General features: G+C 67.5%; 21 protein-coding genes. 11 read left to right on the top strand and 10 right to left on the bottom strand.

All coding sequences use genetic code 11. The annotated features are described in order from the left end of the window. Positions 1-86 precede the first annotated feature (86 nt). On the top strand, positions 87-2,198 hold the full coding sequence (locus FA89_RS06280) for a TonB-dependent receptor family protein (protein ID WP_051938577.1): 2,112 nt from the start codon (positions 87-89) through the stop codon (positions 2,196-2,198). Here FA89_RS06280 and FA89_RS06275 read toward each other — a convergent pair. From FA89_RS06275 to FA89_RS20785, 6 genes are read right to left on the bottom strand one after another with little or no spacing between them, the layout of a single operon-like run. Then, entirely contained in the window at positions 2,195-3,370 is a 1,176-nt protein-coding gene (locus tag FA89_RS06275; RefSeq protein WP_036139271.1) for an ABC transporter permease, read from the bottom strand. The genes FA89_RS06280 and FA89_RS06275 overlap by 4 nt on opposite strands. Further along, on the bottom strand, positions 3,367-4,101 hold the full coding sequence (locus FA89_RS06270) for an ABC transporter ATP-binding protein (RefSeq protein ID WP_036139268.1): 735 nt from the start codon (positions 4,099-4,101) through the stop codon (positions 3,367-3,369). Before FA89_RS06270 ends, FA89_RS06275 begins: the two co-directional genes overlap by 4 nt. After that, positions 4,098-5,681: an alpha/beta hydrolase gene (locus FA89_RS06265; protein ID WP_036139265.1), complete on the bottom strand. Its 1,584-nt coding sequence runs from the start codon at positions 5,679-5,681 to the stop codon at positions 4,098-4,100. Before FA89_RS06265 ends, FA89_RS06270 begins: the two co-directional genes overlap by 4 nt. Positions 5,682-5,685: 4 nt before the next feature. Further along, positions 5,686-5,880, bottom strand: a complete 195-nt coding sequence (locus FA89_RS06260) for a helix-turn-helix transcriptional regulator (protein WP_036139264.1) — start codon at positions 5,878-5,880, stop codon at positions 5,686-5,688. Then, positions 5,873-6,277 (bottom strand): hypothetical protein, encoded by a 405-nt coding sequence (locus tag FA89_RS06255; protein WP_081916834.1) that lies wholly within the window; start codon positions 6,275-6,277, stop codon positions 5,873-5,875. Before FA89_RS06255 ends, FA89_RS06260 begins: the two co-directional genes overlap by 8 nt. Positions 6,278-6,296: 19 nt before the next feature. Then, entirely contained in the window at positions 6,297-6,425 is a 129-nt protein-coding gene (locus tag FA89_RS20785) for a hypothetical protein (protein WP_255349633.1), read from the bottom strand. A gap of 246 nt (positions 6,426-6,671) precedes the next feature. Here FA89_RS20785 and FA89_RS06245 point away from each other — a divergent pair, with 246 nt between their 5' ends. Genes FA89_RS06245 through FA89_RS06230 form a run of 4 tightly spaced genes read left to right on the top strand, consistent with a single transcriptional unit; the run spans position 6,672 to position 11,236 of the window. Next, entirely contained in the window at positions 6,672-7,178 is a 507-nt protein-coding gene (locus tag FA89_RS06245) for a Csu type fimbrial protein (RefSeq protein ID WP_036139257.1), read from the top strand. A 2-nt stretch (positions 7,179-7,180) separates the two neighbouring features. Beyond that, positions 7,181-7,909 carry a fimbrial biogenesis chaperone gene (locus FA89_RS06240; protein WP_221174283.1) on the top strand — a complete coding sequence of 243 codons (729 nt, stop codon included), beginning with the start codon at positions 7,181-7,183 and terminating at the stop codon, positions 7,907-7,909. 1 nt (position 7,910) lies between these two features. Then, on the top strand, positions 7,911-10,223 hold the full coding sequence (locus FA89_RS06235) for a fimbria/pilus outer membrane usher protein (RefSeq protein WP_036139255.1): 2,313 nt from the start codon (positions 7,911-7,913) through the stop codon (positions 10,221-10,223). Continuing rightward, the gene (locus tag FA89_RS06230; RefSeq protein WP_051938576.1) at positions 10,220-11,236 is read left to right on the top strand and encodes a Csu type fimbrial protein; all 1,017 of its coding nucleotides are present in this window, start codon (positions 10,220-10,222) and stop codon (positions 11,234-11,236) included. The genes FA89_RS06235 and FA89_RS06230 overlap by 4 nt, the downstream gene beginning before the upstream one ends. Positions 11,237-11,254: 18 nt before the next feature. On the opposite strand, the gene FA89_RS06225 is transcribed toward FA89_RS06230, so the two are convergent. Both FA89_RS06225 and rsgA read right to left on the bottom strand, forming a co-directional pair. Next, a complete protein-coding gene (locus FA89_RS06225) occupies positions 11,255-13,702 on the bottom strand; it encodes an autotransporter outer membrane beta-barrel domain-containing protein (protein ID WP_036139252.1) in 2,448 nt (815 codons plus the stop codon). An 89-nt stretch (positions 13,703-13,791) separates the two neighbouring features. Then, positions 13,792-14,847, bottom strand: a complete 1,056-nt coding sequence (rsgA, locus tag FA89_RS06220; RefSeq protein ID WP_036139250.1) for a ribosome small subunit-dependent GTPase A — start codon at positions 14,845-14,847, stop codon at positions 13,792-13,794. Positions 14,848-14,964: 117 nt separating this feature from the next. Here rsgA and FA89_RS06215 point away from each other — a divergent pair, with 117 nt between their 5' ends. The 6 genes from FA89_RS06215 (at position 14,965) to FA89_RS06190 (ending at position 21,922) form a co-directional block, all read left to right on the top strand. Further along, positions 14,965-16,215, top strand: coding sequence for an aminotransferase class I/II-fold pyridoxal phosphate-dependent enzyme (locus FA89_RS06215; RefSeq protein WP_036139248.1), 1,251 nt, complete (start codon positions 14,965-14,967; stop codon positions 16,213-16,215). Positions 16,216-16,218: 3 nt separating this feature from the next. Then, a complete protein-coding gene (locus FA89_RS06210; protein ID WP_036139245.1) occupies positions 16,219-16,842 on the top strand; it encodes an SGNH/GDSL hydrolase family protein in 624 nt (207 codons plus the stop codon). Between the two features lie 112 nt (positions 16,843-16,954). Beyond that, complete coding sequence (locus tag FA89_RS06205; protein WP_036139243.1) at positions 16,955-17,824, top strand: UDP-2,3-diacylglucosamine diphosphatase; 870 nt, start codon at positions 16,955-16,957, stop codon at positions 17,822-17,824. Between the two features lie 72 nt (positions 17,825-17,896). Continuing rightward, positions 17,897-18,820 carry a Grx4 family monothiol glutaredoxin gene (gene grxD, locus FA89_RS06200; protein ID WP_036139242.1) on the top strand — a complete coding sequence of 308 codons (924 nt, stop codon included), beginning with the start codon at positions 17,897-17,899 and terminating at the stop codon, positions 18,818-18,820. Between the two features lie 333 nt (positions 18,821-19,153). Further along, on the top strand, positions 19,154-20,521 hold the full coding sequence (locus tag FA89_RS06195) for an FRG domain-containing protein (protein WP_221174281.1): 1,368 nt from the start codon (positions 19,154-19,156) through the stop codon (positions 20,519-20,521). A 375-nt stretch (positions 20,522-20,896) separates the two neighbouring features. Next, positions 20,897-21,922 carry an MBL fold metallo-hydrolase gene (locus tag FA89_RS06190; protein WP_081916370.1) on the top strand — a complete coding sequence of 342 codons (1,026 nt, stop codon included), beginning with the start codon at positions 20,897-20,899 and terminating at the stop codon, positions 21,920-21,922. On the opposite strand, the gene FA89_RS06185 is transcribed toward FA89_RS06190, so the two are convergent. Together FA89_RS06185 and FA89_RS06180 are read right to left on the bottom strand one after the other, a co-directional pair. After that, a complete protein-coding gene (locus FA89_RS06185) occupies positions 21,887-23,011 on the bottom strand; it encodes an acyltransferase family protein (protein WP_051938575.1) in 1,125 nt (374 codons plus the stop codon). The genes FA89_RS06190 and FA89_RS06185 overlap by 36 nt on opposite strands. Positions 23,012-23,178: 167 nt before the next feature. After that, a complete protein-coding gene (locus tag FA89_RS06180; protein ID WP_036139236.1) occupies positions 23,179-23,658 on the bottom strand; it encodes a hypothetical protein in 480 nt (159 codons plus the stop codon). Between the last annotated feature and the right edge of the window lie 130 nt (positions 23,659-23,788).

The following is a 23,788-nucleotide window of genomic DNA, read 5'->3' as shown; positions in this document are numbered from 1 at the left end:
GGCTAGCACGGGGCATCACCACCGCTACACCGGTTGCAGTGCAGCATGCCAGGCCTCCCCGGGCGCCCGCCCCGCAGGATTTTTGTATGTCGCAGTCCCCCTTCCGTCCGCTCGCCGCGGGCGTGCTTATCGCACTGGCGGGTACCGCCTCCGCCCAGGAAGCCACCCTCACACCGGTGGTGGTGACGGCTACCCGCACCGCCCAGGCACCCTACGATATTCCCGCGGCCATCGACGTGGTGGCCACCCCGCCCGACGGCTCGCTGGACGTCAACCTGTCCGAACGGGTGCAGTCCATTCCCGGCATCGTGGCGCGCGATCGACAGAATTACGCGCAGGACACCCAGGTTTCCATCCGTGGGTTCGGCGCGCGATCCACCTTCGGCATCCGTGGCATCCGCCTGTATACCGACGGCATTCCAGCGACGATGCCGGACGGCCAGGGCCAGGTGTCGCATTTCAACCTGGATTCGGCGGCGCGCGTGGAAGTATTGCGCGGCCCGTTTTCAGCCCTCTACGGCAATGCCTCGGGCGGCGTGGTGCAGGTGTTCACCGCCGACGGCACCGAGCCGCCGGAACTACGATTCGGCGTTGCCGGCGGCAGCAATGGCAACCTGCGCACGTCCGTGAACGCGCGGGGCGTCGACGGCCCCGTGGACTACAACGTCGATTTCAGCCATTTCCGTACCAGCGGCTACCGCGACCACAGCGCCGCGCGGCGGGAATCGGGCAATGCCAAGGTCGGCTGGAAGATCGACGACGACACGAAGCTCACCCTGGTGGTCAACACGGTGGACATACCGGATGCGCAGGATCCGCTCGGGCTGACGAAGGCGCAGTTCAAGGCCGATCCGCGCCAGGTCGCCACCGTGGCCGACACCTACGACACCCGCAAATCGGCGGACCAGCAACAGGCCGGGCTGATCTGGGACCAGCGGCTCGACGCGGCGAACAGCCTGCGCGTCATGGGCTACTACGGGCAGCGTGGCGTGACCCAGTACCTGTCGATACCCAAGGCCACGCAGGTGGCGCAGCCGGGTAACTCGGGCGGTGTGGTGGACCTTGCCAACGAGTACGGTGGCGGCGACGCCCGCTGGACCTGGAGCGACACGCTGGCCGGCCGGCCCTTCGAGATCGCCGCCGGCGTCGCCTACGACAACCAGACACAGCACCGGCAGGGCTACAACAACTTCGTGGGCGGCACGCTCGGCGTGCGCGGTGACAAGCGACGCGACGAGATCGACCGTGTGTTCGACTTCGACCAGTACGCACAGGCCACCTGGCGCGTGGCCGACGACTGGAGCCTGATGGGCGGCCTGCGCCACAGCGAGGTACGTTTCCGTTCCACCGATCGTTACATCGTGGCCGGCAATCCCGACGACAGCGGCAGCACGACGTACAGCGCCACCACGCCGGTGTTCGGCGTACTGTGGCGCGCGACGCCGTGGGCGCACGTCTATGCGAACTGGGGTCGCGGCTTCGAAACCCCGACGTTCTCCGAGTTGGGCTATCGCGCCGACGGCGGCGCTGGCCTGGCCTTCGACCTGCGGCCCTCGCGCTCGCGCAACGGCGAGGTGGGCCTGAAGCTGCAGCCCTCGGACCACACGGAAGCCGGGCTGGCCCTGTTCCGCGCCGACAGCGACGACGAACTGGCCGTGGCGACCAACCTCGGCGGGCGCACCACCTACCAGAACATCGCGCGCTCGCGACGCCAGGGCATCGAGGCCTCGTTCAAGAGCGAGATCGCACCGGACCTGCACGTCGTCGCGGCCTATACGCGCCTGCAGGCGAGTTTCCGCACGCCGTTCCTCACCTGCGCGAGCACCGGCTGCGCCGCGCCCGATACGCCGGTGGCGGCCGGCACACGCATTCCGGGCGTGCCGCGATCCACCGCGTATGCCGCGCTGACGTACGGTGCCGAGCGCGGCTGGCAGGCGGGTCTGGACATGAACGCGATGGGCGCGACCTCGGCGAACGACCTGGGCACGGCCTCGGCGGCGGGCTACGCCCTGTTCGGACTGTCGGCGGGTTATGTCGTGGACGATGGCCCGTGGCGGATCAACACCTTCGCCCGTGTGGACAACCTTGCCGACCGGCACGTGGTCGGCTCGGTGATCGTCAACGACGGTAACGGGCGCTACGACGAACCCGCGCCCGGCCGCACGTTCCTGGTCGGCGTGGACCTGCGCTGGCGTTAGGCCGAAATCGCCAGGCGTTCGGAACGGTAGAGCAGGGCCGCGCCCAGCGTGGCCAGCAACGCGGCGGCAAAACCGCCGGCAAGGCAGGTGCCGATCTGCCAGGCGGGCATGCCATCGCCGCGCAGCAGCTGCACGATGCCCAGGTTCTGGCCCAGCAGCGGCACCGCGTACATCCAGGGTTCCGCGCGCACCGGAACGACCGAGAGCAGCACGCTCGGCACGATGGGGATCATCATCAGGATCGACAGGTAGGTCTGCGCCTCGCGATAGCTCTTGGCCAAGGCCGACACCAGCGACTGCAACGCAGCCAGCAGCAGGATGAGCGGCAGCATCAGCAAGGCCACCTGGGCGCCGAAGCGCAGGCCCAGGTCGAGCGCGATGCCGAGTTTTTCCGTCGGGATGAACCACGGCGCCGTCATGAACGCGGCGATGGTGAGGAACAGGCTGACCAGCGAGAACGTGCAGATCGCCGCCAGCTTGCCGGCGAGGATCTTCCAGCGCGCTACCGGATTGACGAACAGCGGCTCCAGCGACTGGCGCTCGCGCTCACCGGCGGTGAGGTCGATGGCCAGGTACATGCCGCCGAGGAACACGGTGAGCGTGAAGAAGTACGGCAGGAACGAGAACATCAGCGCAGAGCGCGATTGCGATGTGGCCTGGTCGCGATCGGCCACCTGCACGGGCCAGGCCGTGGTGGGCGACAGGCCGCGCGCGATCAGGCGCATCGCCCCCTCGCGGCGGCCGTAGCTTTCCACCACGCTGCGTACGCGCAGCACGGGCGTGGACGCGTCGCGTCGCGAGGAATCGTAGATCAGTTCCACCTGCACGCTCTGGCCCTTGTTCCACGCCTTGGCGTAGTCCGGCGCGATGCGCACCACGACATCGGCGCGCTGTTCGCGCACGGCGTTCTCGGGATCGGCCATGCCGGGATCGGCGTCGATGCCGGCCCCTTTCAGCGCCGCCATCAGGTTGGGCGCCAGTTCCGCGCCGATGACCGGGACATCGATGTTGCGATCGACCTTGGCCAGCTCGCGATTGGTCATGACGTTCATCAGCATGATGAAGATGATCGGACCCAGCAGCGGCCCGGTGACCAGGGCGCTGACCAGCGTGCGCCGGTCACGCAGGTTCTCGCGCACTTCCTTCCAGTACACCGCGGAGAACGCGCTCATGCGGCCAGTCCTTCGTCGGTACCGATGATCGTCACGAAGGCATCCTCGAGCGTGGCCTGGCCCGTCTGCGCCAGCAGCGCGGCGGGCGTTTCATCGGCGACCACACGACCCTGCGCGATCACCACGATGCGATCGCACAGCGCGGCCACCTCCTGCATGATGTGACTGGAAAACAGCACGCAGCGTCCTTCGTCGCGCAACTGCCGCATGAAGCGGCGCATGGCGCGCGTCGCCATCACGTCCAGGCCGTTGGTCGGCTCGTCGAGCAGGACGTTGCGCGGATCGTGGATCAGCGCACGGGCGATAGCCGTCTTGACCCGTTGCCCCTGGGAAAAACCCTCCGTACGGCGATCGGCGATGTCGCGCATCTCCAGCGCGTCGATCAGGACCTCGCGACGTCGCGCCAGCAGGTCGGACGACATGCCGTGCAGCCGGCCGAAATAATCGATGTTCTCCGCGGCAGTCAGCCGTTTATACAGGCCGCGCGCATCGGGAAGCACGCCGAGGCGCCGGCGCACCGCAAGCGCATCCTGGTAGGCATCCATCCCGTCCACCAGCACCTGTCCGGCATCGGGCCGCATCAGCGTGTACAGCATGCGCAGCGTGGTGGTCTTGCCCGCCCCGTTGGGGCCGAGCAGGCCGGTGATCTCGCCGTCGCGCGCGGTGAAGTTCACGCCGTTCACGGCGCGCACCGTGCCGAAGGCCTTGTGCAGGTCCCTTACCTCGATCATGGCGTGGCTCCGTTGAATCCGACGAACACCGGCAGCGGGCGCAGCCGCTCCAGGCACGTCACGTCCAGCGCCTTCGCGTCGGCCGTGTCGATGAAATGGTCGAGCACGCGTGGCATGCAGCCGCGCGAGATCACGTTGTGGCCCTGGCCCCGGAGCACCAGGTGGCGGCCGTTGGGCAGGCCCTTGAGCACGTCGTCGCCGTAGCGCGGTGGCGTGACCGGGTCGAATTCGCCGGACATCAGCAAGGCGGGCACCGCGCTCTTCAGCGGCTGGTGGAAGTCGGCCGGCATCGTGCCATGCGGCCAGACGGAACAGGCCGCGCGAAACGCCTCGATCATGGTGTCGCCCAGGATGGTGTCCTTGTCCTGCGGACGCGATTGCAGGAGGTCGCCGTCTTCGCTGCAGATCACTGAATACTGCATGCCGCCGTCCATGGTGTCGCCCAGGTCGCCCGTGAGCAGCTTCGCCTGGCCCAGCAGGGGCCCGACATCGCCCCGCGCGGCGGCGTCGATGGACAGGGGCAGCAAGGCAGCGGTTTCCGGCGAATAGGCGAACATGCGCACCACCGTGGCCAGGGCGTGCTCGCTCAACACGCGCTTCACCGAGGCATAGTTCTGCGGATCGCGGAAGCTGACCATGTGCGGGTTGGCGCGTAGCGCGTCGCGCAACTGGAACAGGGTCTGGTAGGGATCGCTGAAACGCGCCCGGCAGGCGTCGTCCGCCTCGCAACGAGCGAACTGCGCCTTCAGCGCCGCGTCGAGGTTGACCGCGAAGTCCTCGCCCAGCACCAGCGCGTTGGGGGCGATGCCGTCCAGCACGAGGGTGCGCAAACCGTCGGGGTGACGCATGGCGTACTGCTGTGCCACGCGCGTGCCGTAGGACACGCCGATCAGGTCGAACGTCGGCGAGCCCAGCGCACGGCGGACATCCTCCAGGTCGGCCACGGCATCGGTGGTGGTGTAGAAGCGCACGTCGGCATCCTGCGACAGCTGGTCGAGGCAATGCTGCGTCTCGCGCCGCACCGCGCCGGCATCGAACCCGTGCACCTCCGCCGCGCCTGCCGGTGCGCCCGGCTCGTCGTCGCGGCAGCTCAGCGGATGGGAGGCGCCGGTGCCGCGCTGGTCGAGCAGCAGCAGGTTGCGATGGGCCAGCAGCGGGGCCATGGCCGGCGCGATGCCGGAGTAGCTTTCCGCCGCCGACTGGCCGGGACCGCCCGCGATGAAGGCCAGCATGTCGTCCGCCGGCACCTGGGCGCTGCTGCGCACCACGGCCAGGCGCAGGGTGAGCATGCGACCGTGCGGCTCGGCGCGGTTTTCCGGCACCACGAAGGGCGCACACCACGCGGCGGTCGACAGGCCCGAGTGTGGCTGCGGCAACTCGCACGGCTTCAGCTCGACGGAACCGAGGCGCCAGACGCGCGGCGGCGCGGGATTGGTGGCCGCTGGCACCGCGGTGTGCGTCGCCGCCGGGGTGGAGGCATGGGCATCGGACGCGTCATGCAGGGACATCACCATGTGCCGCCCCGCCATCGCCGTGGTGAGCAGGACGACGATGATGGCGATGCGTGGGGGACGTTTCATGCCGTCATTCCTCGGGGACGAAAATGGATTCGATGGGCAACGCGAACAGGCGCGCGATCTTGAAGGCCAGCGGCAGGCTGGGGTCGTACTTGCCGGTCTCCACCGCGTTCACGGTCTGCCGCGAGACGTCCAGCTTCTCGCCCAGGTCGGCCTGCGACCAGCCCAGCGCGGTGCGCAGTTCACGGACACGGTTATGCATCGCCGCGGTAGTGCCAGCGCACGGCGCATTTGGTGATGCCGAACAGCCCCATCAGCACGGGCAGCACCCAGATGGCGATGGCTTCGGCTGGCGGTGCGGCGATGACGTGCGCATGCAGCAGCATGCCGAACGTAAAGAAGCCGAAGCCGCCGATACCGCCCGCCATCGCGATGGCCTCCAGGTCGATGCGCCGTTCGAATTCGTCCTGGTCGCGGATCACCCGGACCATGGCGCGGATGACGAAGGCGATGGGCAGGGTCGGCAGCAGGGTGACGATCGCCCGGGCCGCCGTGCCTTCCAGTGTCTTCAGCCAGCCGACCGAGACGAACAGGATCACCACATAGGCGACCATCGCCGGGAAGAACTCGCGCAGGTAACGCTTGTGTACGGCACGCATGGCCATCGCCGGTCTCCCGTCAGTGCGCGCGGATGACATCGGCGAGCGCCACGATGGTGTCGCGCCCTACCCGGATGCCGCCGGCCAGGCCCGGGATCAGTACGGCCATAGCGGGCGCTGCAAGGCGAAACGTGACGTGGTGCGACATGACGAACCTCCCGTGAGACATGGAGCGTGTCAAGCACGCTTGACACGCATCCTGGGCCGACACTGCGATCATGTCAAGCAAACTTTACATATCCATGGACGCTTTCGGCATCGTCAGGTCGTTCCGGCACGTGATGGCGTTCTTCACGCCTACGGGAGCTTTGCTTCCCCGATCCTTGCAACCTACGGGAGCACATGCCGGCAAGCGCCGATAAAACGACGCGTCGCACCGCCCCAGGAGAGCACCATGTCCTTCCGCCTTATTGCCACCACCGCCACCCTGCTGGCGCTTTCCGTCGCCGCCGCCTCTGTGCACGCCGCCACGGCGACCACCACGTTCAACGTGCGCGTGACCATCACCGCGGCATGCGACATCAGCACCACGGCGCCGACCGACGTCAACTTCGGTACGCAGCCGTCCACCGCGACCAACACCGACAACCAGGGTGCGCTCAACGTGAACTGCACGCCCAGTGCGCCCTATACCATCGCGCTGGACAACGGCCAGAACGGTACCGACGCCAACACCCGCAAGATGAGCAGCGGCACGGCGCAGGTGCCCTACCAGCTCTACCGCGCGGCCACGCGCACGTCCGCGGATGTCTGGGGCAGCACCACGGGTACCGGCGGCAATACCTACGCCGGCACCGGCAGCGGCACGGTGCAGACCGTGCCCGTGTACGGCCGCGTGCCCAGCAGCAACTTCCCCGCCGGCAGCTACGCCGACGTCATCACCGCCACCATCACCTATTGACGGTGCGCCCTTGGCCATTCCGCGTGGCGATAGCCGGCGCGCTGGCCTCGATGGCGTGCGTTATCCACGCGAGTGGCCTGCAGGTGTCGCCCATCGGACTGCGGCTGGCCACCTCGACACCCGCCGAAGCCCTGTGGCTCACCAACACCGGCACCGAATCGCTGCATGCGCAGGTGCGTGTGTTTCGCTGGACCCAGGCGGACGGCAAGGATGTGCTGACGCCCTCTCGCGACCTGGTCGTGAGCCCGCCGATGGTGACTATCGCCCCCGGCGACCGCCAGCTGGTGCGCGTCATCAGACAGGTCGCCCCGGCGGCGGACGGCAGGGAAACCGCCTACCGCGTGATCGTGGACGAACTGCCGGTGGACGCCAGCGACAAGCCGGGGCTGAAGTTCGTGTTGCGCTACTCCGTGCCGGTGTTCCTGGCACCGGTGGGCGACCCGACAATGAAAGCGGCGCTGCATGCAACGTGGGAGAGCGACGCGGACGGTCCTCACCTGCGCATTCACAACGGCGGCAACGGTCATGCGCAGGTCGCCGACCTGGCGTGGCAAGGCAGGCAGGGCCATCGCACCCCGCTGCTGCCCGGCCTGGCGGGTTACGCACTGCCCGGGGCGACGATGCGCTGGAAGCTCCCACCGGACGCGCGGCACGCGGATGGTCTCCTGCGTGCGAGGATCAACGGTGAGCCGTCCGAGTCGACGCTGGCGGTGGACACGGACGGCCACTAGCATGCTGGTCCTGGCCGCTGGCAGCGCGAACGCGGACGGGCATGCGACCGCGCCCGGTGCCCTGCCGCCGCCCGTGGCGACGCGGGAGAGCGGCGCCGGCGAAGACCTCTACCTGGAAGTGGTGCTCAACGGCACGCGGACCGAGGCGCTGGTGCATTTCATCCGCCGTGGCGAGGCACTCTGCGCCCAGGTCGCCGACCTGCGTGGTCTGGGCTTCGTGCTCCCGCCCGGCAGCGATCAACGCTGCCTGCCGGACATGCCCGACGTACGCTACACCTACGATGTCGCCCAGCAGCGCGTGAACATCGACGTGCCCACCGGGCAGCTGAACCTGCCGATGCAAGTGCTCAACGTGCCCGAGCGCCGTGCGACGCGTGCCTCCAGCGGGACCGGCCTGTTGCTCAACTACGACGTGTATGCCGCGCACGGTGGCGGCGCGAGCAACGTCAGTGGCCTGGCCGAGCTGCGTGCGTTCACGGACGGCCTGGGCGTGCTGAGTACGACCTCGCTGAGTCGTCGCTACCAGACGTCCGGCGTCGGCTGGCAGGGCGATACCGTACGCCTGGATACGCAATGGCGGTTGTCGTTCCCCGACCGGTCGCAGACGCTGACTATCGGCGACACCTTTACCGGCGCCCTGTCCTGGTCGCGTGCCACGCGGATCGGCGGCATCGCCTACGGCACGGACTTCGCCTTGCAGCCCTATCGCGTGACGACGCCGCTGCCGCAGTTCTTCGGCCAGGCCACCGCGCCGTCCTCGGTGGAGCTCTACATAGACGGCATCCGCCAGTACAACGGCAAGGTGCCCGCCGGCCCGTTCCAGCTCACCGCCGTACCCGGCGTGGACCAGGCCGGCCAGGCGCAGGTGGTGCTCACCGACGCGCTGGGCAGGAGCAGCACGGTGACCTTTCCTTTCTACGCCGCGCGTCAGTTGTTGCGTGCCGGCCTGTCGGACTGGTCGGTCGAACTGGGCACGGTGCGCGAGGCCTACGGCATCGATTCGTTCGCCTATGGGAGCGAACCGGTCGCCAGCGCGACCTGGCGGCGCGGCATCACCGACCGGCTGACGCTGGAGTCGCACACCGAGGCGGGCGACGGACGCGGCACGGCAGGCAGCGGCCTCGTCTGGAACCCGACCGGGGCGCTGGTGTTGAATGGCTCCTATGCCCGATCGCGCGGTGGTGGCGCCCAATACGGTGCGGGTCTGTCGTGGAACGGCAGCCATGTGAATGCCTCGATAGACACGCTTCGCGGCAACGCACGTTACGACGACGTCGCCAGCGGCTACGGGTCGCCGCCACCGCGTGCCAGTGACCGTGCCCTTCTCGGCTTCAACATCCACGCATCCAGTTTCGGCGTGAACTATGTCCGCCTGCGCTACGACGGACAGCCGGCCACGCGCTATGCCGGCATGTTCCTGCTGCGCAACATCGGCCGCGGCATCTCGTTGAACGCCAGCTACAACCAGAACCTGGACATCGCAGCCGACCGCAGCTTCTTCATCGGCGCGACCATGGCGCTCGACCAGCGCACGACATGGAGTACCTCGGTGCAGCGCGATCGCGACCGCACCTTCGGCATCGTGGATGCCAGCCGGCCGATCGACGGCGACGGTGGTTTTGGCTGGCATGTGCAGGGCCGCAGCGGATCGACCGGCGGCGGCCTGGCGGAGCTGGGCTGGCTGGGCAACCGTGGCCAGCTGACCGTGGGCGCCAGCAATTTCGGCGCCGCATCCTACGCGTATGCCGACGCCAACGGCGCGCTCGTGTTGATGGGCGGCCACACCTTCGCCGCACGCCGGATCGACGACGCCTTCGCCCTGGTGACGACGGAAGGCACACCGGATATTCCGGTGCTCCTGGAAAACCGGCGCACCGGCGTGACCGACAGCCGGGGACTGCTGCTCGTGTCGCGACTCATGGCCTACCAGGACAACCGGCTGGCGATCGATCCGATCGACCTCCCGGCCGACCAGCGCGTGCAACGCGTGGAAACCATCGTCGCGCCCTCCGATCGCGCCGGCGTCGTGGTGCGTTTTCCCGTGAAGCGGGTGCGCGCGGCGTCGGCGATCCTCGTCGACGAGGCAGGGCAGCCGCTGCCGGTGGGGGCAAGCGTGGCGACAGGCGATGCATCGTCGCCTGCCGTCGTCGGCTACGACGGCCTGGTGTACCTCGACAACCTGCAGGGCGGCGACACACCGCTCGACGTGACCCTTCCCGGCGGTGCGCGTTGCGATGCGACGCTCACCTATCCGGCGCAGGCACACGACCTGCCGCAACTCGGTCCGCTGACCTGCAAGGCGGCCACGCCATGAAGTGGCTTGCCTTTATGCTGCTGGCCTTCGCTGCCCTGCTTGCGTCGCCGCGCGCCGACACGACGACGACGTGCAGCATTACCAGCATCAGCAACCTCGCGTTCGGCCCCGTGGACCCGACCGGCACGTCCGTGACCACCACGGCGACGCTCAACTACAGTTGCACCTATTCCGGCGTGCTCGGATCGTTGTACGGCAGCTACATATCCGCGTGTGTCAGCCTGGGAACGGACGACCTGGCGAATTTTTCGCCCCGTACGATCGTCAACGCCAACAACGATCGCATGCAATACCAGGTATTCAAGGACGCGAGCCTCACATCGATATGGGGGCGGGTAAACCATGCGACCTACACGCCGCAGGCTTTCACGCGGCAGATCGGCATCCTGTCCAACGGCGCGACGCTCACCGGCAGCCTCACGATCTACGGGCAGGTACCGGCGCTGCAAAGCACGTTGTCGCCCGGTAGCTACAGCGGCAACCTGCTCGGCTCGCTCACAGGCAACTCCTTGACCTGGAGCTACAACGAAGCCTTGCTGACCATCGGCACCTACCCCGCCTCGTGCAGCGCTGGCGGCACCGTCGCCGCGCAGACGGTGGCCGCGCCGTCCATGACCACCACGGCGAACGTCGCCGCCCGCTGCACGTTCGGCACCGCCACCGACCTCAACTTCGGCAGTGTGCCCGGGCTGTTGCGCACCGTCACCGACCAGACTTCGCTGCTGCGCGCCACCTGCACCAACCGCGCCGCCTACCAGGTGGGCCTGGACAACGGCAGCAACGCATCGGGCACGACGCGACGCATGACCGACGGCACCCGCTTCGTCACCTACGAACTCTACCGGGACACCGCACGCACGCTGCGCTGGGGCGCATCCCTCAACACCGATACCGCCACGGGCACCGGCACCGGTGCCGAACAGACACTGACCGTGTATGGCCGCCTGCCCGTACAGACGGCGGCGCGGGCAGGTACCTACAGCGATATCGTCACGGTCACCATCACCTATTGACGGCGGACCGGCACGTATTCAGAACGTCATGGCCAGTCCCACGCGAAGTGCCAGGCCGGACTCTCCGGCACCGCCGACCGCGACGCGTCGATCGATATCCACGGAGAGGGTGATGTCGCCGCGTAGTTCCGCCGACATGCCGGCGGCAAGGTCGACCTGGCGGCCACCCCCGCCCGTGGCGAAGCGGATGCCGGAGAGAACGGCCTGTGTACCGGTGTCGCGCGTGGTCGCATAGCCCGCATACACGTGGGCGGACCAGGCCGACAGCCAGTAGCCGTGCGGTACGAAGGCCAGCGCGGCGCGCATGCCGGCACGAAGCGTCAGGCGTTCCGGCGCACCCAGGCGGACGACGATGCCGTCGCGGTCCTGCGCGGAGGTGAAGCGCTGGCGCTGCCACAGCAACGACGCCCCTGGGTCCACGGCCAGATACGACGTGGGCGACCATCGCAACGTGCCGGCCAGCGATGCATCGTTGCCGTTCGCACGCAGCCGGGCGAGGGCCTCGCCCCGCGGGTGGCTACGTACCGCCACGCGATGGTGACTGACCGCGTAGGCCGCATCCACGCGCCAGCCTGCGTCAGCGCGCAGCGCATAGGTGAGGGCCAGAGCGCGGCTCTCCGAACGCGCCGAGCCGACGCCGTCGACCGCGCGCGGCGCGATGCGTGCACGCCCGACACTGGCGACGATACCGGCACGCGTGTGCGATGCATCGGATTCGATGGCGACGAGGTCGCCCGCCACCTGCACACCCGTGTCGCTGCGCTGGCTGTCGACGCCGAAGCGGTCGAAGGGCAACGTACTCCGGTAGCGCGTATGACCACCGAAGCCGCGTACGCGCAGCGCGGCATCGTGCGCGGCGGCGAGATCGTCCGGGTGCGCGGCGTCGAGGGATGCACGCGCATGGCCGAACAAGGCTCCCGCCAGCGCCAGGTAGGCAGGCACCTGCGGCGCAAGGGCGGCGCGCGAGACTGGCAGGTGCGATGCATCGTCCGCCGCGTCGACCGGCAACGACCGCCCGAAGAGGCCGAAGGCGCGGCCATGCCGGTCGATCCGCGTACTCTGCAGGCGAAAATCCCAGTAATCGCTGCCGTTGCCAGCGACACGCCGTTGCGAGGCATCCGCCTCGCCAGGAGCGTACGCGTGCAGGCCATAGCGCCAGGGCCCGACGACGACGTAATCGCCGGCCAGACGGAACGATGCCTCGCTGGCCGCACCGCCCACCTGCGCGACGCTGATGCCGCCACCCGCACCCGGCGCGGTCGCGGCGCCACGGCCACCGGCAGGGACGATGTCCAGTCGCGTGGTGCCGAGGGCATCGCCCTGCACGAGAAGGCGATCGGTGGCCTGGCGTGCCATCGCGCCACCGGCATCCAGCCGTGTACGCAGGCGCACCGTCGCCTCGCCGCCGGTGCTGTCGAGGCGACCGACACGCAGGCTGGCGAAGCCGGTGCCCGCTTGGGCGAAGGCCACGGTGGACGCCCCCGCCAGTGTCAGTTGCCCGACATCGGCCTCCCCGGTGACGGACCAGTCGCTGGCGTCCAGGCGCAGGCGATCCACACCCGTGGCGCGGCCCATCCAGCGCGACCGCGTAAGCCCGGCATCCAGCTCACCCGTGCCGCGGCGGTGCATGTCACCGACCAGTTCGCTGTCCTCCATCCGCAGCAACAGCGCGGCACGGCCACTCTCGACATGCCCCACGGCGCGGGAACCCTCCATCAGGTGCACGCGCAGTGGGTCGGCACCCGGGCCCCGGCTGCCGAAAACCCCGCCGGCGCCCTCCAGCCGGGTGGCATGGAGCCGGACCTCGCCTCCCGTCCCGGTGATCGCCCATGCCTGTTCGCCCTGCGCCGCGATGCGGCTACGCCGGGCGGTGAAGGTCGATCCCATGCCATCCACTACCACGGCACCGACATGGGCCTGCCGCGTGAGCACGTCGCCGTCGCTGATGCCGACGTGAGCGCCGCCACGCACCAGTACGGCGGTGCTGTCCGTCCCCGTCACCTCGATGCGTGTGCCCTGCCCATCGATGTCGGCACCGCCGACGGCCGCGATGCCGAGGCTGCCGTTGCCGGCGGTGGCGATATCGATATCGCGGAACACGGCACGCGAGGCGCCCTGGACCTGCACGGCCACCGCGCGATCGCCGAGCATGGTGATCGCGCCGCCCTGCATGTCCGAGTCGCTGCCGTCGAAGACGAGCAAGCCGTAGGCATAGCCGGCCGGGTTGCCGCTGGTGCGGTTGCTGACGGCGGCACCCGTGGCGTCGAACGAGGCTCGCGAGGCGACCGTGATGGCACGCCCGGTGGCCGTCCCGCTGACCGACACGATGTCGCCCGAGGCGAGAGACAGGGCCGAACCGCTCTGGACAAGGATGCCGTACGGAAAATCCGCCGCCGCTGCGGGTGTGGTCAAAGCGGTGAACAGCGCGGCCGCCAGCGCATGGCGCCGGCCGTGGGAGACGATCATGGACACTTCCTTGCTCGCGATGAGAGGAAGTGAACTTATTCAGTGGGTGGAGCGCTGTATGTCGGTTGGACGCGCTGCGAAAGTCAGCCTTAGTTGTCGCCGCGTCGCCACTCGCCGCGTTTAGGCTTGCCGGCGGGCTTGGGCGCGGCCTTGCGCTTCAGCCGTGCCTCGAGCGTCGCCGCCTGTTCCTCGCGCTCGTCGTGGAGCTTGAGGAAATTGCGCCAGCGCTGCGGCGAAAGCTCACCGGACGCGAGCGCCGCCTGGATCGCGCAACCGGGTTCGTTGCCGTGGCCGCAGTCGGCGAAACGACACTGCGCGGCAAGCGTTTCGATATCGGCGAACAGGTCGAGGTTTTCCTCGCCGGTCAGCTTCAGTTCGCGCATGCCCGGCGTGTCGATCAGGCAGCCGCCGCTGGGCAGGCTGAGCAGGGCGCGATGCGTGGTGGTGTGACGACCGCGACTGTCGTGCGAGCGCACCGCATTGGTGGCCATGCGCTGCTCGCCGAGCAACGTGTTGGTGAGGGTGGACTTGCCCGCGCCGGACGAGCCGACCAGCACGGCACTGGAGCCCGGCCCCAGGTAGGACGCCAGCAGGGGAACCGTGGCCGGGTCTTTGGCGTTGATCGCGTGCACGGAGGCGTCGTCCGGCAGGCGGGCGACGAGCGCCGACACCGCCGCGTCGACGTCCACGCCCGTGTCCGCCTTGCTGAGCAGCACCACTGGCCGGGCGCCGGAGCCTTCCACCAGCGTGAGGTAGCGCTCGATGCGCGACGGGTTGAAGTCGCCGTCCAGGCCGGTCAGTACCAGCACGTAGTCGATGTTGGTGGCGATGATCTGCCGTTCGTAGCGCTCGCCGGCGGCGGCCCGCGTGAGCACGGAGCGGCGAGGCAGCACCTCCTCGATCACCGGGTGCGTGGCGCGGTCGAGGAAGACGAAGTCGCCGACGGCCGGTCGCAATGACGGATCCAGGCCGCGTTTCAGGAAATGCCCCGCCGGCTGCGCGTTGAACGCGGACGAGCCGTCGTGCATCTCGTAGCCGGCACGATGCTGCGCCACCACGCGGGCGAGGCGGCGCCGGTCGGCGGGTAGCGTGGCCTCGCGCCAGCCGATGCGGCGCAGGGAGGTCAGGTCCGGGGTGTCGGTCATGCCGCGATTATGCCCGCTTATGGCCCGAAGTCCGTCTCGCGGCGTCGTGCCGACGCTGTTAGTATCGGGTGACGACGGCGGGAAACGGCCCGCCGCACGCACCGGAAGTCGTCAGCAGTGTCCTCGATCAAGCCCAGCGCGCACCTGGCGGAAGTGCGCTACGAAATCCGCGGCGCCCTCACGCGGCGCGCTCGCGACATGGAAGCGGCCGGCCAGCCGATCATCAAGCTCAATATCGGCAATCCCGGTCGCTATGGCTTCGCCACGCCGCCGCACCTCAGCGAAGCCATCCGCAACCACCTGGGCGACAGCGAGGCCTATGGCCACGAACAGGGCCTGGAGGAAGCACGCGAGGCCATCGTGGCGCAGCAGCGCGCCCGTGGAGCCACCGGCGTCGACATGGAGCGCGTCTTCATCGGCAACGGGGTCAGCGAACTGATCGATATTTCCCTACGCGCCCTGCTACAGCCGGGCGACGAAGTACTCCTGCCCAGCCCGGATTACCCGCTGTGGAGCGCGGCCACCATCCTCAACGACGGCAGCCCGCGCTATTACCGCTGCCTGGCCGAGAACGCCCACCTGCCCGACCCGGAAGAAATCGAGGCACTGATCGGCCCGCGCACGCGCGCCCTTGTCCTGATCAACCCGAACAACCCCACCGGCGCGGTCTATCCCAAGGCCCTGCTCGAGCGCATCGTCGAGGTGGCGCGCCGCCATGGCCTGCTGCTGCTGTGCGACGAGATCTACGACGAGATCCTCTACGACGGCACGCCTTTCCAGCCGCTGGCCGCCATCGCGGGCGATCACCCCTGCGTCAGCTTCGGGGGCTTGTCCAAGGTCCATCGCGCCTGCGGCTACCGCGTGGGCTGGATGAGCCTCTCGGGCGACCCGCAGCGCAGCACCGAGTACCGCGACGCCCTGCAACTGCTGGCAGCGCTGCGCCTGTGCGCCAATGTCACCGCGCAGTGGGCCGTGCGCCCCGCGCTGCTGGACAAACCCACCATCGGCGTCCTCACCGCGCCGGGCGGCCGCCTGCACCAGGCGCGGCAGGTGGTGCTCGACGGTGTGGCGGCCAGCCCGTTCCTCGATGTGGTGGCTCCGGGCGGCGCCATCTACGCGTTCCCGCATATCCGTGCCGATGCCATCGCGCACTTCGACGACACCGCGTTCGCACTGCGGCTGCTCGAAGAGGAAAGCGTACTGGTCGTGCCGGGCACCAGTTTCAACCTGTCCGCCAGCCGGCATCTCCGTCTCACCCTGTTGCCCGAGCCGGCGCAGTTGCAGGAAGTGTTCGTGCGGATCGATCGGGTGCTGCAGCGCATGGCCCGTGAGTCAGTGCCCGCGGCCACCTCCAGCGCCGTCGCCTGAACCATGGGCGAGGCAAGCTTTCTCGCACTGGGTGATTCGTACACCATCGGCGAGGGCGTGGCGGACACCGGGCGCTGGCCGATGCAACTGGCCGCGTGCCTGCGCGAACTCGGCATCGCCGTGGGCACGCCGCAGGTCATCGCTACCACTGGCTGGACGACCGACGAGTTGTCCGCCGCCATGGACACGACCGTCCTGCGCGATGCCTACGACATGGTCACGCTGCTGATCGGCGTGAACGACCAGTACCGCGGTCGCGGCGTGGATGCCTACCGCCAGCCCTTCGTCCACCTGCTCGAACGCGCCATTGCGCTGGCCGGCGATCCCCAGCGGGTGGTAGTGGTGTCGATTCCCGACTGGGGTGTCACGCGCTTTGCCGAGGGCCGCGACCGTGCGGCCATCGGGCACGAGATCGACGCGTTCAATGCCGTCGCGCGTGACGAGGCTGTACGCGTCCATGCACGGTGGGTGGATATCACGCCCGTATCGCGGCAGGCCGGCGAACAGCCCGGCATGCTGGTCGACGACGGCCTGCATCCCTCGGCGACCCACTACGCCCGGTGGGTGGCATGCATCCTGCCCGTCGCCGTCGCCGCCCTTCGCGAACGGATGACCGCGACGGATTGACGGCAACCGCAGCCGGCGATCCACGCGCAACAGCTTTGCAACACCATCGCCATGCGGCGGTTACGCCGCAGGCCGAGACTGGGCAACCGGGACCCTCCCGGAAACCGTTCTCATGGCCAGACTCATCTGCCGCGCCGCCTTCATCTCCGACGTGCATCTGGGCACGCCCGACTGCAAAGCCGGCTATCTGCTGGATTTCCTGAAAAGCCTCGACTGCCGGCAGCTCTACCTCGTCGGCGACATCGTCGACCTGGAAGCGCTGGCCCGTCGCCAGTGGTGGCACCCCGAGCACAGCGCGGTGATCGCCGAGTTGGTGGGCATGGCTGCGCGCGGTGTGGAGGTCATCTACCTGCCCGGCAACCATGACTACCAGATGCGCGGCCTGGCCGGATCCACCATCGCCGGTATCCGCGTCGAGCTGGATGCCGTGCACGAGGGTGCCGACGGTCGTCGCTACCGGGTCAGCCACGGTGACGAATACGATCCCGAGCATATCGGTCGCGCGTGGATCACCTGGCTGGGCGACACGCTGCATCGCTTCATCTGCTGGGCCAACCGCCGGGTGCACGCGGTGCGCAAGCGGCTCGAGCTGCCGTACCTGCCGCTGTCGATCATCCTGAAATCGCACGTCGGGGCCGCCTTGGCCTACATCCGCGATTACGAGCAGCGCGTCGCCAGCGATGCGCGCGAGCGCGGTTTCGACGGCCATATCTGCGGGCATATCCACTTCGGGCACATCCGCAGCGTGGAGGGCGTGCTCTACATGAACGACGGCGATTGGGTGGAGCACTGCACGGCGCTGGTCGAGGACATGGGCGGCGCCATGGAGCTTATCCACTGGACCGAGCAATGCACGCCCCTGGGGCGGGCCAGCCGGGAGACCGTGCTGCCCTCGGCAGAGGCCGTGCTCGGCTTCGCCCCATTGGCCGATTGCCGCGCGGACCTGGGCGAACTCCATGCCGGAACCTCCCTGGCCGGTTGAAAGCGAGCGGCGCGGGGCCCATCTGCGAGGGATGCCGGTAAACTGGCTCCCTCTCCTACCCGCGGTGACCCCATGGCCCTCGAAACACCCACACGCGAGCGCATCGAATCCCTCCTGGCCCAGCACGAGGTCGTGCTGTTCATGAAGGGGACGCGCCAGCAGCCGATGTGCGGTTTTTCCGCCGCGGCCACGAACACGCTCAACGACATCATCCCGGCCTACCACACCGTCAACGTGCTGGAAGACCCGGAGATCCGCGAGGGCATCAAGGAATACGGCCAGTGGCCGACCATTCCGCAGCTGTACGTGAAGGGCGAGCTGGTCGGCGGGTCCGACATCATCCGCCAGATGTACACCAGCGGCGAGCTCTACACGCTGTTCGGCGCCAGCCCGCCGGATCGCACGCCGCCCGAGATCGCCATCACCGACAAGGCCGCCGAGGCCATCCGTGGCGGCATGGCCACGGCCCAGGGCATGGCCTTGCACCTGGAGATCGGCCCGGACCACAGCGCCGGCTTCCAGCTGGCGCCGGCCGGCGATTTCGACATCGTGGTGGTGGCCAACGGCATCGAGGTGCACTTCGATCCGGGCAGCGCCGCGCGCGCCAAGGGCATCACCATCGACTGGGTGAGCACCGTGCAGGGCGAAGGCCTCAGCCTGAAGTTCCCCGGCGCCGTCGACATCGCCTCGATCAGCGTGCACCAGTTGAAGGACAAGCTCGCCGCCGGTGGCCTGACACTGGTCGACGTGCGTCCGGCGCACGGCCGTGCCGCGGCGGCCCCTCTGCCGGGCGCGCGCATTCTCGAGGACGAGGGCTACGAGGCGCTTGCCGCGCTGCCGAAGGACACGCCGATCGCCTTCATCTGCCACCACGGCATCTCCAGCCAGGCCGCCGCGGAGCGCCTGGCCGCCCATGGCTTCACGAATCTGTTCAACGTGGAAGGCGGCATGGATGCCTGGGCACGTGAGGTGGACCCGACGGTGCCGCGTTACTGAGTCCGGCTGTTTCGCGAGGGAAAAAAGCGCCCACCGGAGGGCGCTTTTTTTTGCGTGCTTCACGCATGGCCGGGGCCTGTCCCGAAGCCAGAGCCAGAGCCAGAGCGCGTCGCTCGTATGGCGCGGCGAGGAGGCGCTGGGTGGTCACACTCTGCGCTCGGGCAGCGGCCGCAAGCGGCCGAACTCGCTCAGAGCGTAACCACCCAGCACCTCTGCGACGACAGAGGCAAGCATGTCGGAGAGGCAAAGCGGGGGCAAGCTCAGAGCTTCTCGAGGCGATCAGGGGCATACTTCAGGTTCATAGCCGAACCCGAGCGCCACCGAGGTCCAACCATGACTGCTAGCACAGGGACGAGCCCCCATCAGGAAACACTGTTTAACTTCCTCGTCACGGCGGCCGATGGGGCATGGGAGCGCACTGTCTATGAATTCGGCTCCAATCGGTTCCTCGAATACACCACAGAAAAGCTGGCTAGGAGCTTCACTCCGCTTACGTCGAAGCGAATGGATCTCCTCAAGAGCTTGCCGACCCTCTTCGCTTACGAAGGCGATGATCAGCCGATGCTGATTGGCAAGATCACCCTCATTGAGGAGCGGTCGACCGTCATTCGGATACATTTCGAAATCGACCGCACTATTGCCCCCATTCCGTTCAATGTGGTGAATCGGCTACGGCTCGAACTGGATATCCGGAATTGGGAGTTGAACAGGACTCACTGGGCCGTTAAATCAGCGAACCTTATGGAAGTACTCAGCGCGGCAGGTGCAGTTGGACTTTCCCCGCCAACGCTTCCCGTTGATCTCCCGCCGCCCGACGAGCCAGCTGAAAGCGTCTCATCGGTGGGTGCCTTCACTAGCGCCGTACTGAGACGGGCCCACCCTGAGCGGTGGGAAGTGTTTTACCGCGGGCATGCTGCCCAGACGTTTCGCTTGGAGCCGTCGTTATTTCGACGAGACGTAGAGGGAAACTACAAACACCTCGAAGAGGAGCATCGTCTCTACCGGGAGTTATTGATATCGAACTCCGCAGACTTCGAGCAGGATACCCACACCCTCGATCGCTTAGTACGCATGCAGCATTACTCGCTACCAACGCGTTTGCTGGACATCACGTCGAATCCTCTCATTGCTTTGTTCTTTGCATGCAATGACACAGCCTATGAAAACGACACGGGTGAAATTGTAATTTTTTCCGTAAGGCCGGGCCACGTCCGTTATTTCGACTCAGATACTGCCAGCTGCATTGCCAACTTGGCACGCCTAGACCACGAGGCGAAAGAAGCCGTCGATTTTTCGCTGACTGACATCGACGAGTTCAACCGACAGGAGCAAGTCAGGCGGCTACTCCACTTCATACGCGAAGAAAAAACTTTTTTCGAGCCGAAGATCATTCCGCAAGACCTCAAACGGGTTCTATGCGTTAAGGGTAAGCGCACGAATACACGTATTTCGTTTCAATCGGGAGCGTTTCTTCTATTCGGGCACGACGCGGCTCTTAACGAGTCTGGAACCGATGAAATCACGGTCACCCGTATCGCCATTTCCGAAAAGGCCAAGATCCTACGCGAGCTCGACCAGTTGAACATCAACGAGAGTACGGTCTTTCCAAACATCGAAAACTCAGCTCGCTACATCGCGCGCCGCTACGCTTTCAAGCCTACAAGTACGGCTGCGCCGCTTGACGTGCCCCCCGAGCTGTAAAATTTCTTGGATCATATGATTGAGCGCGTTCGATCCAGCATCAGTAACTTAGGCAAGCGTGGGCGTATAGCAGAGCCTGTGCGACCTCGGGCGGGGACACCCTGGCGATCTCGCGTCGGTCAACGCAGCGGGTGTTGCTCTCCCGGCCCGACACTTCAGTCGTCACGGAGGTGTCGGGTGGTCATCCTCTGAGCGAGTTCGGCCGCTTGCGGCCGCTGCCCGAGCGCAGAGGGTGACCACCCGACGCCTCCTCCCCGCAGAGAAGCCGCGTGCCGATACCGATGCTTCACGGCTGCGACCAACGCCGCAATCGTTCATTAATAAACTCACTGGTATAGTTACGAGGCTACACAACCCCTGTTTCCAGGAAGCTCTGTGACTGCCATCACTCGCCACCCGTCGCACGCCCTTTCGCGTTACGACCAGTCGCCCCAGTTCCGCCAGGGTCGCTTCACGAACCCAAGGCCACGTCCGTCTATGGGCCTGTGGGAAGGGCTGAAGCTCATGTCGCTGTTCCTGCGCGGCAAGCCCGCAGGTACCGTGCCGGACCGGCCGATACCGGTGCACGCGATCGACCGCGCGATGCTGGACGCCGCGCCCGACCGCAGCCTGTATCGCCTGGGCCACTCAACGATGCTGATGAAATTGCGTGGACGGTTCTGGCTGACCGACCCGGTGTTTTCCGAGCGGGCGTCGCCGGTCATGTGGGCCGGGCCGGCACGCTTCCATGCACCCCCGATCGGTATCGACGACCTGCCGCCCATCGCGGGCGTGATCCTCTCGCACAACCACTATGACCACCTGGACCGGGCCGCGGTGTTGAAGCTGGCCGGCAAGACCGCCCGCTTCATCGCACCGCTGGGCGTGGGCGATCAGTTGGTCGCCTGGGGCATCGACGCGTCGAAGGTCGAGCAACTGGACTGGTGGCAGTCCACCGAGGTGGAGGGCCTGCGCCTGACCGCCACGCCCGCGCAGCACTTCTCCGGACGCGGGTTGCGCGACAGCGATCGCAGCCTGTGGGTGTCCTGGGTGATCCAGGATGACGAACTGCGCGTGTTCTTCAGCGGCGACAGCGGCTATTTCAACGGCTTCAAGGCGATCGGCGATACCTATGGCCCGTTCGATCTCACGCTGATGGAAACCGGTGCGTACGACAAACGATGGGCCTTCGTGCACATGCAGCCGGAAGAAACCCTGCAGGCGCACCTGGACCTCCGCGGCCGCTGGCTGCTGCCGATCCACAACGGCACGTTCGACCTGGCCCTGCACCCCTGGGAAGAGCCCTTCGAGCGCATCGTCGCCCTGGCGGCCGCCGCGCAGGTGCCGCTCACGACGCCGATGATGGGCGAACGCGTGGACATGCGCTCACCCAACGGCATGACCCCGTGGTGGCGCGCGTAGGCGATAGCGATCGCGCCAGCGCAGGCACGGGCGTTCCACCATGTCGTGCAACAGCGCACCGCCGAGCAACGTGGCGGCGGCAAAGATCACGAAACGCAGCAGGGGATGCTCGGCCAGGCTGTCGCCCAGCAAACCCTGGGTAAGGTGGGCCATGCCCTTGTGGCTCAGGTAGAGACTGTATGACACCGCCGCCAGCCAGCGTGCGCCGGGCAGGCGCAGGCGCGCCAGGAACGTCGGCCCGCTGAAGGCGACGACGAAGCCGGCCATGGTCAGCGCAAGCAACGGGAACCCGACCACGCACGGCCAGAACTGCATGCGCGCCTCGTCGAACAGGCCAAGGCATACGCACAGCAGCACGAACGACAACACGAGAACCCGGCCCGCGCGCCGGTGCAGCCACGCCATCCAGGCGGGGCGATGCACGGCACAGGCGGCCAGCGCCACGCCCGCCACCAGGCCATCCAGCCGCGACCACGTCGGGTAGTAGAGGTTGTGCAAGTAAACCAGCCCGGGCCGGCTATCCGTGTCCAGCGCCGGCCCCATACGGTCCGACCACAGCCACGCGCGCAGCAGTATCCCGCCCAGCACGAGCGCCACGCCGACGATCGTACCGGCGCGCAGGGACGGCCGCCGCGTCAGCAGCCAGGCCAGCCAGGGAAAGACGAGGTAGAAATGCTCTTCCACGCATAGCGACCACACATGCGAGAAAGCGTAGTTGTCCGGATTGTCGAACAGCAGGTTGAAGGTGAAAGTGGGGAACTGCCATAGCGGCTGCATGCCGGAGGTCTCCCGCCACGCGGGCACGCAGGCGTACAGCGCCAGCACCACGAGGAACGCCGGCAGGATGCGCACGGCACGACGCAGGTAGAAGTCGCGGGCATCCAGCGTGCCCGTGGTCTTCAGCGCCGACAGTACCTGCGTACCGATCAGGTAACCACTGAGGACGAAGAACAGGTCGACACCCATCCATCCCGAGGCCTCGAGTTTGCCGAAGCCGTCGCCCAGTCCACCGACGAGATAACTGTGGAACAGCATCACCCACACGATGGCGATCGCGCGCAGTGTGTCGAGGCCGGGTGTGCGATGCATGCTGGTGGTCCCCCTGGATACCGGGACTGTGCCGGAGCGGGCGGGCCGATGCGCGACCGGGATATGGCAATTCGCGGGCGAGGAGACGGTCCGTCGTGTCGAACGACGAGTCCGCCGCTACCTTGCGGGTAGCGGCGGAGCACGCGACGCTTGTGTGGGTCAGCGGATCAGAGACAACCGACCAGGCCGTCGTACACGGAGTATCGCGAACCCGGCAGCTTCGCGTTGAGCGGGTCGTCACCCTTCATCGCTTCGTAGAAGGCTTCCACCGGGGTGTCCTTCGCCAGCAGCAACTTGCACTTGTACAACTTGCCACCGGTCTGCACGGCGCCGGACTTCGTGTTGACGGCGGCGCGGGTGCCGGCGAAGGTCCACAGGCACTGCTTGATGCTGCTCTTCGTGGTGTCGACCGAACAGGTGAGTTGCGTGGGCCGCAGGTTGTGGTATTCGCCTTCGCAGAAGGTATCGCCGCAGATCTTGTCGAAGCCGGCGTTGAGCGCGGCCTCGGCACCGGCGAAACGGTCGAGGCCGGCTTCGGCGGTCGGCCAGTTGGCGATGTCGACGTAGCGGTCGGTGGCGGGCGGGGTCTGCGCGAACGCCGCCAGCGGCAGGACCAGCAGGGCGGCGACGGAGGTGATTCGAAGCATCGTGGTGACTCCTTGGTTGGGGAGGTCACATGACACCGGTTTCGCCGCGGCGGGTCTGTCCCGTCGCGCCCATGCGGCAACGTAGCCGCCGGGTGCCGTCCGCTGTGGGAGCCCTCTCCCAGGCAGCGGA

It is taken from the genome of Luteibacter sp. 9135 (assembly GCF_000745005.1).
Classification (GTDB): domain Bacteria; phylum Pseudomonadota; class Gammaproteobacteria; order Xanthomonadales; family Rhodanobacteraceae; genus Luteibacter.
This window is presented reverse-complemented; position numbering and strand designations above follow the sequence as displayed.

Bases quoted from the DNA above. Each gene is read 5' to 3' on its own strand.
- FA89_RS06185 (WP_051938575.1), bottom strand. From the start codon at position 23,011: ATGCATCGCACACCCGGCCTCGACACACTGCGCGCGATCGCCATCGTG.
- FA89_RS06230 (WP_051938576.1), top strand. From the start codon at position 10,220: ATGAAGTGGCTTGCCTTTATGCTGCTGGCCTTCGCTGCCCTGCTTGCG.
- FA89_RS06235 (WP_036139255.1), top strand. From the start codon at position 7,911: ATGCTGGTCCTGGCCGCTGGCAGCGCGAACGCGGACGGGCATGCGACC.
- FA89_RS06205 (WP_036139243.1), top strand. From the start codon at position 16,955: ATGGCCAGACTCATCTGCCGCGCCGCCTTCATCTCCGACGTGCATCTG.
- FA89_RS06275 (WP_036139271.1), bottom strand. From the start codon at position 3,370: ATGAGCGCGTTCTCCGCGGTGTACTGGAAGGAAGTGCGCGAGAACCTG.
- FA89_RS06270 (WP_036139268.1), bottom strand. From the start codon at position 4,101: ATGATCGAGGTAAGGGACCTGCACAAGGCCTTCGGCACGGTGCGCGCC.
- FA89_RS20785 (WP_255349633.1), bottom strand. From the start codon at position 6,425: ATGTCGCACCACGTCACGTTTCGCCTTGCAGCGCCCGCTATGGCCGTA.
- grxD (WP_036139242.1), top strand. From the start codon at position 17,897: ATGGCCCTCGAAACACCCACACGCGAGCGCATCGAATCCCTCCTGGCC.
- rsgA (WP_036139250.1), bottom strand. From the start codon at position 14,847: ATGACCGACACCCCGGACCTGACCTCCCTGCGCCGCATCGGCTGGCGC.
- FA89_RS06245 (WP_036139257.1), top strand. From the start codon at position 6,672: ATGTCCTTCCGCCTTATTGCCACCACCGCCACCCTGCTGGCGCTTTCC.
- FA89_RS06280 (WP_051938577.1), top strand. From the start codon at position 87: ATGTCGCAGTCCCCCTTCCGTCCGCTCGCCGCGGGCGTGCTTATCGCA.
- FA89_RS06260 (WP_036139264.1), bottom strand. From the start codon at position 5,880: ATGCATAACCGTGTCCGTGAACTGCGCACCGCGCTGGGCTGGTCGCAG.
- FA89_RS06195 (WP_221174281.1), top strand. From the start codon at position 19,154: ATGACTGCTAGCACAGGGACGAGCCCCCATCAGGAAACACTGTTTAAC.
- FA89_RS06225 (WP_036139252.1), bottom strand. From the start codon at position 13,702: ATGATCGTCTCCCACGGCCGGCGCCATGCGCTGGCGGCCGCGCTGTTC.
- FA89_RS06180 (WP_036139236.1), bottom strand. From the start codon at position 23,658: ATGCTTCGAATCACCTCCGTCGCCGCCCTGCTGGTCCTGCCGCTGGCG.
- FA89_RS06210 (WP_036139245.1), top strand. From the start codon at position 16,219: ATGGGCGAGGCAAGCTTTCTCGCACTGGGTGATTCGTACACCATCGGC.
- FA89_RS06255 (WP_081916834.1), bottom strand. From the start codon at position 6,277: ATGCGTGCCGTACACAAGCGTTACCTGCGCGAGTTCTTCCCGGCGATG.
- FA89_RS06265 (WP_036139265.1), bottom strand. From the start codon at position 5,681: ATGAAACGTCCCCCACGCATCGCCATCATCGTCGTCCTGCTCACCACG.